This window comes from Thermocatellispora tengchongensis, from assembly GCF_014202315.1.
GTDB classification, from domain to species: domain Bacteria; phylum Actinomycetota; class Actinomycetes; order Streptosporangiales; family Streptosporangiaceae; genus Thermocatellispora; species Thermocatellispora tengchongensis.
Map to the genome: position 1 here is coordinate 377309 of NZ_JACHGN010000010.1, position 11554 is coordinate 388862.

At 75.9% G+C, this 11554-nt stretch carries 5 protein-coding genes; 1 reads left to right on the forward strand and 4 read right to left on the reverse strand.

Going from position 1 to position 11554, the window contains the following annotated elements:
* Positions 1-49: 49 nt before the first annotated feature.
* The 4 genes from HNP84_RS24785 to HNP84_RS24805 all read right to left on the reverse strand — a co-directional run bounded on the left by HNP84_RS24785 (position 50) and on the right by HNP84_RS24805 (position 7085).
* On the reverse strand, positions 50-1069 hold the full coding sequence (locus tag HNP84_RS24785) for an NAD-dependent epimerase/dehydratase family protein (RefSeq protein ID WP_185052268.1): 1020 nt from the start codon (positions 1067-1069) through the stop codon (positions 50-52).
* A gap of 103 nt (positions 1070-1172) precedes the next feature.
* A complete protein-coding gene (locus HNP84_RS53405) occupies positions 1173-3833 on the reverse strand; it encodes a SulP family inorganic anion transporter (RefSeq protein ID WP_246518554.1) in 2661 nt (886 codons plus the stop codon).
* A 117-nt stretch (positions 3834-3950) separates the two neighbouring features.
* The gene (locus tag HNP84_RS24800; RefSeq protein ID WP_185052269.1) at positions 3951-6323 is read right to left on the reverse strand and encodes a hypothetical protein; all 2373 of its coding nucleotides are present in this window, start codon (positions 6321-6323) and stop codon (positions 3951-3953) included.
* Between the two features lie 183 nt (positions 6324-6506).
* Positions 6507-7085 carry a YbhB/YbcL family Raf kinase inhibitor-like protein gene (locus HNP84_RS24805; protein ID WP_185052270.1) on the reverse strand — a complete coding sequence of 193 codons (579 nt, stop codon included), beginning with the start codon at positions 7083-7085 and terminating at the stop codon, positions 6507-6509.
* A 108-nt stretch (positions 7086-7193) separates the two neighbouring features.
* Between HNP84_RS24805 and HNP84_RS24810 the strand changes: the two genes are divergently transcribed.
* Positions 7194-11492 (forward strand): AfsR/SARP family transcriptional regulator, encoded by a 4299-nt coding sequence (locus HNP84_RS24810; RefSeq protein WP_185052271.1) that lies wholly within the window; start codon positions 7194-7196, stop codon positions 11490-11492.
* Positions 11493-11554: the final 62 nt, after the last annotated feature.

Sequence of the window (11554 nt, forward strand, 5' to 3'; positions counted from 1 at the left end):
TGATCGGGCCCGCGATCGGCCTCGCGATCGGGCCCGCGATCGGGCCTGGTCAGGAGGGCGCGCGACGCAGCCAGGCGTCGAGCAGTTCGGCCTCCTTCTGCGGGTCGATGCCGTGGCGGAGCTCGGCGTTGCCGAAGCTGCGCTTCTCCTCCGGGATCTCGCGCAGCCAGGCCCAGGTGTCGCGGACGGTCTCGGCCACCGGGCGGCAGCGCAGGCCGGCCGCGAGCGCCTTGGCCGAGGAGGGCAGCCAGACGGCGTCGAAGCCCGGGGTGTCGGGGGCCCACAGGGGCAGCTCGCTCCACGGCTGGACCCCGTGGTCGAGCAGGAAGGCGTCGTCGGCCCAGACGAACTCGGCGTTGGAGCCGGTCTCGCGGGCGCACAGCGCCAGCCACTCGCCGAACGTGGTGTTGCCCTGGACGCCGCTGGTCAGGAAGCGGCCGGGGGTGGCCGCCTCGCACCGGTCGAGGGTGAAGGCGGCGATGTCGCGGGCGTCGATGAGCTGGATCGGCCGGTTCGGATCGCCGGGGGCGAGCACCTGCCCGCCGCGCGCGATGCGGGTGAGCCACCACGGCAGCCGGCCGACGTTCTCGTACGGGCCGATGATCAGGCCGGGCACGATGATCAGGGTGTTCCCGGCGAAGCCCTGCTCGACCGCGCGCTCGCACCCGGCCTTGAGCGCGCCGTAGTCGCCGTCGTCGGGGCCCGCGTCGGGCTCGCAGGGGTGGAGCGGGGAGGTCTCGTCGACCGGTTTGGCGGGGAAGTCGGCGATGGCGGAGATGCTGGAGATGAAGGCGTACGTGGCGGCGCGCCCGGACAGCACGCGTACGGACTCGCCGACGACGCGCGGCACGAAGCCGCACACGTCGATCACCGCGTCCCACGTGCGGCCCTCCGCGAGCCGCTCCAGGTCGGCGGTGACCTCGCGGTCGCCGCGCACCGCCTCGGCGCCGGGCAGGTCGTCGCCGCTCACCCCGCGGTTGAAGGTGGTCACTTCGTGTCCGCGGCGCAGCGCCTCCTGCGTGATGGCGCGCCCGAGGAACACCGAGCCGCCGATGATCAGAACTTTCATACCGGTCATTCTTCGCCCGGGGGATGTGGCGGGTCAGCGCGGTTTCACCCCTGGCGCAAGCCGTACGCCCAGGGCGTACGGCCGCGCCGGGGCGGGACGGGGGTCAGCAGATCTGGTGGTCGCGGGCCGCCGTCCGGGAGAACCGTTCGCGGTCCAGGACGTGCACGCGGGCCGCCGGGATGTCGAAGTACAGGCCGACCAGCTCCAGGCGCCCCTTGGCGACCAGCCGGTCCACCTCGGGGTAGGTGTGCAGGTTGGCGAGCTGCTGGATCACGTTGACCCGGCAGAGCCGGTCGAGCGGGCCCGTGTCGTCGCCGTGGCCCTCTGAGCCGATGAACCTGGCCAGGGTGTGGCCGCCGTGGCGCAGCCAGCGGCGTACGCTGGGCATCTCCTCGGCCTGCACCCCGGCGCTGAGCAGGGTCGCCATGGCGACGCAGCCCGAATGGCCGCAGACCGTGATCGTGCGCACACCCAGGATCGTGGTGGCGTACTCGATCGCGGCGGCCACGGAGTCGTCGGTCGGCACCGAGCCCTTGCGCGGCACGAGGTTGCCCAGGTTGCGCACGGTGAACAGGTCGCCGGGGCCGCTCGCGGTGATCAGGCTGGGCACGATGCGGGAGTCGGCGCAGGTGATGAACAGGTGGGAGGGCTCCTGCTTGCGCGCCATGCGGGTGAGGATGGGGCGGATCAGCGGCGCGGTGTGCCGGTGGAACTCACCGGTGCCGGCGAGCAGGTCGGGGATGGAGCGGCCCGAGCGCCCGACGGTCACGTGCGCCCGCTCGGTGGCCGGGTGTGCCCGGTCATGGCCTGGATGGGCCTGGCCATGGGTCGGGTGTCCCGGGTCGTGGCCTGCGTGTGCCTGGCCATGGGTCGGGTGTCCCGGGTCGTGGCCTGGATGGGCCTGGCCATGGGTCGGGTGTCCCTGGTCGTGGCCTGCGTGTGCCTGGTCGTGCCCCGGGTGGGCCTGGTCATGGGCCGGGTGGGCCTGGTCCTGGGTCGGGTGTCCCCATTCATGGGGCGATGCGGGTGCCGGGGCGGTCACGGTGGCGGTCGCTCCACCTGGGGGTGCGTGGGTGGTGGGGTTGGGGGGCGGGGTCGGGTTGGCCGCGGCGGCCGGGGACTCGGCGCTGACCGCGCTCGTGACCGGCACGGCGGGCACCGGGTGCGGCACGGCGGGCTCGGGGTGCTCCTGCGGCATCCGGCGGCTGCGCCGGTAGGCCCAGGGCAGCCACCAGCGGTCGGGGGCGCGGGGCGGGGTCTTGGCCGGGAACATCCGGGCCCCGCTGGCGGCCAGGGCGTACCACTCGTCGTGGATCTCGTCGATCGTCAGGGTGCCGCCGAACCGCTCGTGCTCCAGCCGCCAGGTGTGGATCGCCTCGAACGCCGCGTTGTCCATGAAGTCGATGTTGAGTTCGAGGTCCACGGCGGCGCCCTGCGGGATCGTGCGCAGGGCCGCGGTCAGCCTGGGCACGCCCAGGAAGGTCAGCGACCCGGCGACCACGATGTGGTAGCGCCCGTCGGGCTCGCTGGTGGTGCGCACGGTCACCCAGGTCAGGCGGCGCAGCGCGAGCAGCGCGGCCAGCCCCAGCCCGATCAGCACCCCCTCGGCCAGGCCGATCAGCACCACGCCGAAGAACGTCACGGCGTAGACCGGCACCTCGCCGTGGCCGCGCAGGTGGGAGATGTGCCCGAGGTTGACCATCTGGACGCCGATGAACACCAGCAGCGCGGCCAGCGCCTCGACCGGGATCAACTGCACGGTCCAGGACAGGAACACCGCGAACACCAGCACCCAGACGCCGTTGAGCACGGCCGTCCAGCGGGTGCGCGCGCCCGCCCGCACGCCGGCGGTGCTGCGCATGATGCCGCCCGCCACGGGCAGCCCGCCGAGGACGCCGCTGACCATGTTGGCCACGCCCTGGCCGGTCAGCTCGCGGTCGAGGTCGGCGCGCGGGCCGTCGTGGAGGCGGTCGATGCCGATCGCGCTGAGCAGCGACTCGACGCTGGCGAGCAGCGCGACCAGCAGCACGGCGGCGGCGACGCCGTGCCAGTCGGCGTCGGGGAGGGCCGGGCCGACCCAGGAGTCCATGCTGCCGGCGAGGTCGAGGTGGGTCACCCGCCAGCCGAACACCGCGGCGACCCCGGCGGCGACCACCAGCGCGACCAGCGGGCCCGGCAGCGTGCGCGCCGGGCGCGGCAGCCGGTTCCACACCAGGAGAACCGCCATGACCAGCAGCCCGGTCATCGTGCCGTCGCCGTGGAGGGTGGCGATCTGACCGGGCAGCTCGGCCAGGTTCTCCAGCGCGCCGCGCTGCGGCGCCCCGCCGAGCACCACGTGGAGCTGGGCGAGCGCGATGGTGACGCCGACGCCGGCGAGCATGCCGTGCACGACGGCGGGGGAGACCGCCAGGGCGGCGCGGGCGACCTTGAACACGCCGAGGAGGAACTGCAGCGCGCCGGCCATGAGGGTGATCAGGCAGGTCGCGCGCCAGCCGTAGGTGTGGATCAGCTCGGCCAGCACCAGGGTCATGCCCGCGGCGGGCCCGCTCACCTGCACCGCGGAGCCGCCGAGCGCGCCGGCGAGGATGCCGCCCGCCACGGCGGCGACGAGGGCGGCCACGAGGGGGGCGCCGCAGGCGATGGCGATGCCGAGCGACAGCGGCATCGCGACGAGGAAGACGACCAGCGAGGCGGGCAGGTCGTGTTTGAGCACGGAGGTGAGGTGACGCCGCGCGGTCGCCACATCACGCTGAGTGTTCGTCATGCCCCAGACCTTATGCCGAGGGGCCGACAGAAACTAAGGGTTGCCGAACGGCTTTACCCAGTTAGGAGAAAGGTCGGCAAGGAGTGGAATGGCTGCCTTGCCGGATTGCGCGGCCGGTCAGCGGTAGTAGTCGGGATAATCCGGATCTGGGGCTCGGTGGTGGCCGCCGCGGGTGCCCGGCTTCTCGGACACGGCCTCTGTCTCCTGCGCCTGGGCCGAGCCGTACAGCTCGGTGTAGGTCGGCCACCCGCTGCCGCCGCCCGCGGGCTGCTCGGGCCACGCGGCGGGCGCGCCCGAGGAGGCGGGCGCGGGCGCGGGGGTGGCCGCGGGCGCCGGGGTCTGGTACTGCGCGGTGGCGTCGTAGGAGTAGCCGGTCGATCCGCTCCCCGACAGCACGTCGCTGACGGGCGGCTGCGCCGACGACGGGTCGTACTCGTAGGGCGAGACGGTGCGGCCCGGCATGGTCGTCGCCGAGGCGGCGGGGGAGGGCCCGGTGATCGTGTCGGAGTCGTCGATCGTCGCCCACCCGGTGCTCACCTCGTAGGAGGGCGCGGTGTACGACCCGGGGTACGGCGACGGCTGCTGGTAGGGGCCACCGGCCGGCGCCGCAGTGGCCGCCGCGGGCCAGGAGGGCGAGGAGGACGAGGACTGCGCGGCCGCCGGGCCCGCCGGAGCGGGGTCGTCGAGGATGTCGGCGGTGCCGCTCCAGGCGTAGCCGTGCGGCTGGTCGGTCGCCGGCGGCGCCTGCCGCCCGCCCGTCGGCGCCGCAAGCGGAGCACCAAGAGGGCCGGCCGCGGCCAGCGGGTCCGACGCGGCGAGCGGGTCGGCCGCGGCCAGCGGGTCGGGCGCGCTCAGAGGATCGGGCGCGGCCAGCGGGTCGGACGCGGCCGGGAACGCGTACACCGTGCCGCTGATCGGGGTAACCGTGCCCGGCACCGGGATCACCGGCGGAGTGGGCGACGCCGTACGTCCGCCGGAGACCGGCAGGCCGCCGCTCGCCAGCGGATCGGCGGCGAACGGCCCGGTCGCGGCGGGCGAGGCGGGCGCCTCGAACGGCCCGGTGGCCCGGGGCGAGGGCTGGGCGTCGAACGGCCCGGTGCCGCGGGCGGCGGCCGGGACGTCGAGCGGCCCGGTGCCACGCGGGGAGGCGGGGACGTCGAGCGGGCCCGTGCCACGCGCGGGCACGTCGAGCGGGCCCGTGCCGCGCGAGGGGGCGGGGGTGTCCAGCGGGCCGGTCGTACGGCGCGCGCCCGGAGCATCGAGCGGGCCGGTCGAGCGGGCCTGGCGCGCCGGGTAGGGGCCGGTGGCCAGCGGGTCGGCGCCCAGGGCGTCGAGGCCGAGCGGGTCGGGCGCGGGCTGTGCGGCCAGCGGGCCGGTCGCGTTGGCGCCGGTGCCCGAACCGGAGCGGCGCCGCGGGGGCAGCGGGTCGTTGAGCGGGTCGGGGCGGGCCGAAGCGCGCGGCGCCCCCGCCAGGGGGTCGGAGCGCCCGGGGGTACGCGGCGCGTTCAGCGGGTCGGGGCGGGACGGCGACCGCGGCGACGCGAGCGGGTCGGGCCGCGAGGACGCCGTCCGCGGCGTGGCCAGCGGGTCGGGCCGCGATCCCGTGCGCGGGTCGGGACGCGCGCCGGTACGCGGCTCGGGCCGCGGGCCGGAGGCGGGCGTGCGCCGGGCCGCGCCGCCCGCGCGCCTGCCGGACGCCGCGGGCGTGCGGCGCGGCATGCCGGACGGGGCGGGGGCGCCGGGTGCCCCGGGCGTGCCGCGCGTCGCGCCGGCCGCGGGCGGCGGGGGGACGGCCTGCGGTCCCGTGGCGGCCGGGGCGACGGGGCCCGGGCCGGTGGGCACGGGGCCCGCGGGGTCGGGGGTGGGGGCGGCGAAGGTGACGGTCTTCTGCTCGGCCACCGCGGCGGCGGAGGGCGCCGGGCGTACCGGCGGGGGCTGGACGGGCTCGACCAGCTCGGCGAGCGCGCTCGACGGCGCGGGTTTGGCGGGGGCGGCCGGCAGCTTGGCCTGCACGGTCGTCGCGTCGGGGTCGGCCACCGGGCGCTCCCGCGCCTCGCCCTCGGCGGCGCCGGGAGCGCCGCCCTTGGCCGCGATGGTCCCGCCGGCGCCGTCGTCGTCGGCGCTGATCCGGGTCCAGTAGTCGTCGTCGTAGTCGTCGGCCTCGCCCCACTCGTTGACGCCCCGCCTGCCGCGGGCGCCCTGGGCCTGGCGGGCCACGCGCTGGGCACGGGCGGCCGCGCGCTGGCGGGCGGAGGGCCGCTCGTCGTCCTCGATCGGGCTGAAGTCGGGCGCGTAGCTGGTGAGGCGGGGTTCGCGGGTCGCGAAGTCGTCGGAGGAGAGCTGCGGCTTGTTCTCGGCCTGCTCGGCCATCTCCTTGAGGCGCTCGGGCGGCAGGGCGCTCTCCCGGCGGTTCATGGAGCGCATGCCCAGTGCCACGACGACGAGCACGAGGAGCACGACGGCGACCAGGCTTGCTACGACCGCGATCATTGCACCACCCTCAAGGCCATGGCCTGCCAGCGGCGCCGGTGAGATCGCGCGGCCATCGACGCGATCTGCCCCCCTTGATCACCAACGCTCAGCGATTGGATCTGATTGTGTCGGACCACTATGACCGTTGTCACACCCTAAGTGAAGAATTGGTAACCATTACTACCTCCGGTGCTCAGCGGGTCACTCGATGTGGACCGTGGTCAACCGGCCTCGTGCGATGGTCCGGTCCGCGATGCGCTTCAGGGTCTCCGAGAGCGTCGCGTCCTTGGGTAGATTGATCTTCGCGTTGAGCGCGTAGACGGTGAAACGATAGTTGTCCGATGGGCGGCATGGAGGCGAGTAGCCGACTTTGCCGCTGGACGTGGGCCCCTGAACGGACCCCTCGGGCAGGCCGTCCTTCACGACGTTCTCGCCGATCTCGGTGGTGCGGTAGTCGATGTTGTACAGCACCCAGTGCACCTGAGCCCCCTCGGTCGCGTTGTCGTCGTCGACGACGATCGCCACCGACTTGGTCTCGGGCGAGGGCACCCCCGACCACCGAAGCGGCGGATTGCCGAGCGTGCCCTTGCAGGAATAACCCGCCGGCAACGGGGCATCCTCACTCAGGCGCGGGCTCGACACGCTGATGGAATCCAGGACCTGGCCCGAGGGCGACAGAGCGCCCAGGAGCCCGCAGCCGGAGGCGAGAACGAGCGAACCCGCCACCGCCGCGCATGCGGCGGCGCGCGTTGCGAGCGCTGACGTCTTCGGCTGCCCCATGCCCGTTGATGCTACGCGGATCTGACGGATGTGCTGACCGGATCCGGACACTCCGCGGCGGCGAAATGCCCCTTAATCCGCCACAATCGAGGCATGGAGGGGGTGAGCTTGGACACACGAACGCGCTTCGGAGTGCTGGGCCCCCTCGAAATCCGGGCCGCCGGAACCCCCGTCGAACTGAGCGGGCAGCGGCTGCGCGCGTTCCTCGCCCTCCTGCTCCTCACCCCCGGCCGGCCCGTCGGGCAGGACACCCTGGTCGCCGGCATCTGGGGCGACTCCCCGCCGGTGGCCGTGCCCAACGCGCTGCAGGCCCTGGCCTCCCGGCTCCGCGCCGCGCTCCCGTCGGCCGCCGTGGTGTCGGAGGGCTCCGGCTACCGCCTGGCCGTCGAACCCGAGCAGGTGGACGCGCACCGCTTCGTCCTCCTCGCCGCCGGGGGCCGCCGCGCGCTGGACTCCGCCGACGGGCCCGCCGCGGCCGAGGCCGCCGCCGACCTGCTCGACCAGGCGCTCGGCCTGTGGCGCGGCCCGGCGTACGCCGAGCTCACCGGCTCGGACGTGGCCACCGGCGCGGTCGCGCGCCTTGAGGAGCTGCGCCTGTGCGCCATCGAGGACCGCGCCGAGGCCGGCATCCGCCTGGGCCGGCACGCGGCGGTCGCGGCCGATCTGCCGGAGATCATCGCCGCCAACCCCCTGCGCGAGCGCCTGCGCGCCCTGCACATGCGCGCCCTGTACGCCGCCGGCCGCCAGATCGAGGCCCTGGCCGCGTACCAGTCCGCCCGCTCGGCCTTCGCCGACGAACTCGGCGCCGACCCCTCCCCGGAGCTGTCCGCCCTCCATCTGGCCATGCTCCGCAGAACCTGGACCGAGCCCGTCGCCCGGGAACACGCCGAGGCCACGGGGGCGGACGATGCGCGGGGCCTGGGGGATGCGCGGCGCGTGGGGGATGCCGCCTTACGGGGCGAGGTCGCCGGCGGCGGGCGCGGCGGCGGTCCTGAGGGTGATGCCCGGTCTTCGGGATCGGGGACGGCCGTGGTGTGGGGTGCCGGGGATGCGGCCTCGTGGGGCGGGGGCGCCGGCGGCGGGCGTGGGCGCGGCCCTGAGGGTGGCGACGGGGCCGAGGGGCCGGGGACGGCCGGGGCGTGGAGTGCGGGTGACGGGGCCTCGCGCGGCGGGGTCACTGGTGGCGTGGAGGGGAGCGCCGGATTCGCCGACGCCGGGGCGGCCGAGGGCTGGGGCGGCCGGGGCGCGGGCTCGTGGGGCGAGTCTGCCGGTGGGCGCGAGCGCGGCCCCGATGGTGTGGCTGATGGAACCGGCGCCGAGGGCGTCGGGGGCGGGGCCTCGGGAGCCGGGCGCGCGCGTGATCTGGACGGCGCGGACGGCGGCGGGCTTGGTGGCGGGTTTGGTGGCGCGCGAGATGGCCTCGGGGCTGTGGGTGGCGATGGCCACCAGGACGCCTCCGGAGGCGCGGCAGGCGGTCGCGGGTCCGGCGGCGGGGGCGCGGGAGCCGGGGGAGGCGGGAGCGCTGGAGCCGGGGGTGGTGAGGTCCGGGCCCGCGAGGGTGGGGTCGGGACCAGGGGCGGTGAGGCCGGGATCGGGGGCGATGAGGTCTGGGACCGTGGCGATGAGATCTGGGACCGTGGCGGTGAGACGCGCGGCGTCCGGGCCGATGGCGGCCGGATCGGGACCGGTGTCGGTAGGGTCCGGGCCCACGACGGTGAGGCCGGGACCAGGGGCGATGAGGTCCGGGCTCGTGGTGGTGAGGCGCGCGGCGTCGGGGCCGATGACGGTCGGATCGGCGGCGGTGGTGGTGAGATCCGAGCCGGGGGCGGTGAGGTCCGGGTCCGAGACACTGTGATCGGGGCCGGTGGCGAGGGGTACCTGGGCGGCCGGGAGGCCGGAGCAGGCTCGGGCGGTGGTCTGACGGGGGACGGGGGCGTTGCCCGGGGGGAGCACGAGGGGCCCGCGGTGCGGCGGGGGAATCTCAGGGCGCGGCTGACCAGCTTCGTGGGACGGGAGCGGGAGGTCGCCGCGGTGGGGGAGCTGCTGCGGGAGAACCGGCTGGTGACGCTGGTGGGGCCCGGCGGGGCGGGGAAGACGCGGCTGGCGGTGGAGTCGGCCGAGAGCGTGGCGGCGGTGGCGGGCGGGCTGCTGCCGGACGGGGTGTGGCTGGTGGAGCTGGCTTCGGTCGCGCGCGCCGCGGATGTGGCGTCCGCCGTCACGGCGGCCATGGACGTGCGGGGCAACCCGCCGTGGCCGGTGCCCGAGCCGAACGATCCGGCCGAGCGGCTGCTGCGGGCGCTGGCGGGCAGGCGGGCGCTGATCGTGCTGGACAACTGCGAGCACGTGGTCGAGGCCGCCGCGCCGCTCGCCGAGCGGGTGCTCGCGCAGTGCCCCGGCGTACGCGTGCTGGCCACCAGCAGGGAACCGCTCGGCATCACCGGGGAGGTCACGCTGACGTTGCCGCCGCTCGCGCTGCCGCCGCCCGGCGCGGACCCCGGCGCGGCGGCCGATTATCCGGCGGTGCGCCTGTTCGCCGACCGGGCCGCCGCCGTACGGCCCGGCTACCGCGTGGCCGACGACCTCCCGGCCGTGCTGCGGATCTGCCGGGAGCTGGACGGGATGCCGCTGGCGATCGAGCTGGCCGCGGCCCGGCTGCGCAGCCTGACCACCGCCCAGATCGCCGACCGGCTGGACGACCGGTTCCGGCTGCTGACCGGCGGCAGCCGTACCGCGCTGCCCAGGCACCAGACCCTGCGCGCGGTCGTGGAGTGGAGCTGGGACCTGCTCGACGACGAGGAGCGGGTGCTCATGCGCAGGCTCGCGGTCTTCGCCGAGGGCGCGACCCTGGAGGCGGTGGAGCAGGTGTGCTCGGCCGTGCCGGCCCCCGCGCCCGGGGACGTGCTCGACGTGCTCGGGCGGCTGGTGGACAAGTCGCTGGTCGTCTTCGACGGCGGGCGGTACCGGATGCTGGAGACCATCCGCGCGTACGCCGCCGAGCGGCTGGAGGAGTCGGGCGAGCGGGAGGCCATGCGGCGGGCGCACGCGTACCACTTCGCCGCCTTCGCCGAGGAGACCGACCGCCACCTGCGCGGCCACGACCAGATCGCCCGGCTGGCCGAGCTGTCGGCCGAGCACGACAACCTGTCGGCGGCGCTGCGCTGGGCGCTCGATGGCGGGCACGGCCCGCTCGCGCTGCGCATGGCGGGGGCGCTGGGCTGGTACTGGTTTCTGCGCGGGCACCGCCTGGAAGGGGCGAACCGGACGCAGGAGGCCCTGGAGGTCGCGGGCGAGGACGCCGATCCCCGGCTGCGGGCGCCGGCCCTGGCCGTGTACGCGCTCAACGCCGTCGGCGCGTCGTTCCTGTTCGACTCGGCCAGGGACGTGCTGGCGGAGGCCCGGCGACTGGCCGAGCGCGCCGGCCTGAGCCTCGACTCGCATCCGCTGCTCGCGTTGGCCGGGCCGTACCTGGCGTTGTTCGGCGATGGCCGGTCCGAGGACGTGGGCGTGCTCGACGAGCTGGTGGGCCTGTCGGACCCCTGGGTGGTGGCGGTGGGCCGGGCCTTCCGAGTCGTGGCGCACCTCAACCGCGGCGACCTGGAGGAAGGCGAGCGGGACCTGCGCGCGGCCCTCGCCGGCTTCCGCGAGATCGGCGACGCCTGGGGCACCGGCATGGCCCTCAGCTCCCTGGCGGAGCTGCACTTCCTGCGCGGCGAGGCCAAGGCCGCCAACGACGTCACGCGCGAGGCGCTCGCCCTGCTCGACCGGCTCGGGGCGGTGGAGGACACGCCGTACCTGCGGGCGCGGCTGGCCCTGAGCCTGAACACGGCCGGGGAGCGCGAGGCCGCGGTGCGGATGCTGGAGGAGGTCACCGAGCTGGTGCGCCGGAACGGCGACGTCGTCGGCGAGGCGGGGATCCAGGGCGCCTGGGGCGACTTCGCCCGGCAGGACGGCGACTTCGAGGCCGCCCGCGGGCACTACGTGCGAGCCCTGACGGTGCTGGACCGGGTCAGCGCGCCGCCGCCGCACCTGTCGGCCGCGCTGCACGCGGGCCTGGCACTGGTGGCGGTGCAGGAGGAGGACCACGCCGCCGCCCGCCGCATGCTGCTCACCGCCCTGGATCAGGGGATGGGCACCGCTGACGCGCAGCTCATCGGCGTGGTGCTGGTCGCGGTCGCGGGCTGGGCCGCCGCCACCGCCGACCCGGGCACGGCCGCGGCCCTGCTCGGCGGCGTGGAGTCGGTACGGGGCGTCGGGGCGGTGGTGGACTACGACCACGTGTGGGTCACCGGGCTCACCAGGGACGCCCTCACCGAGGACGACTTCGGCCACCACTACGCCCGGGGCCTGGCCATGACCCCGGACGACGTGGTGGCCCTCGCCCGTACGCGTCTCACCGCCCGCCCCTGACCCCCGCGAGCAGGGGCGGCCCTCCCCCGGAGAGCGACGCGCGTCCGGTGACGGGCCGGCCC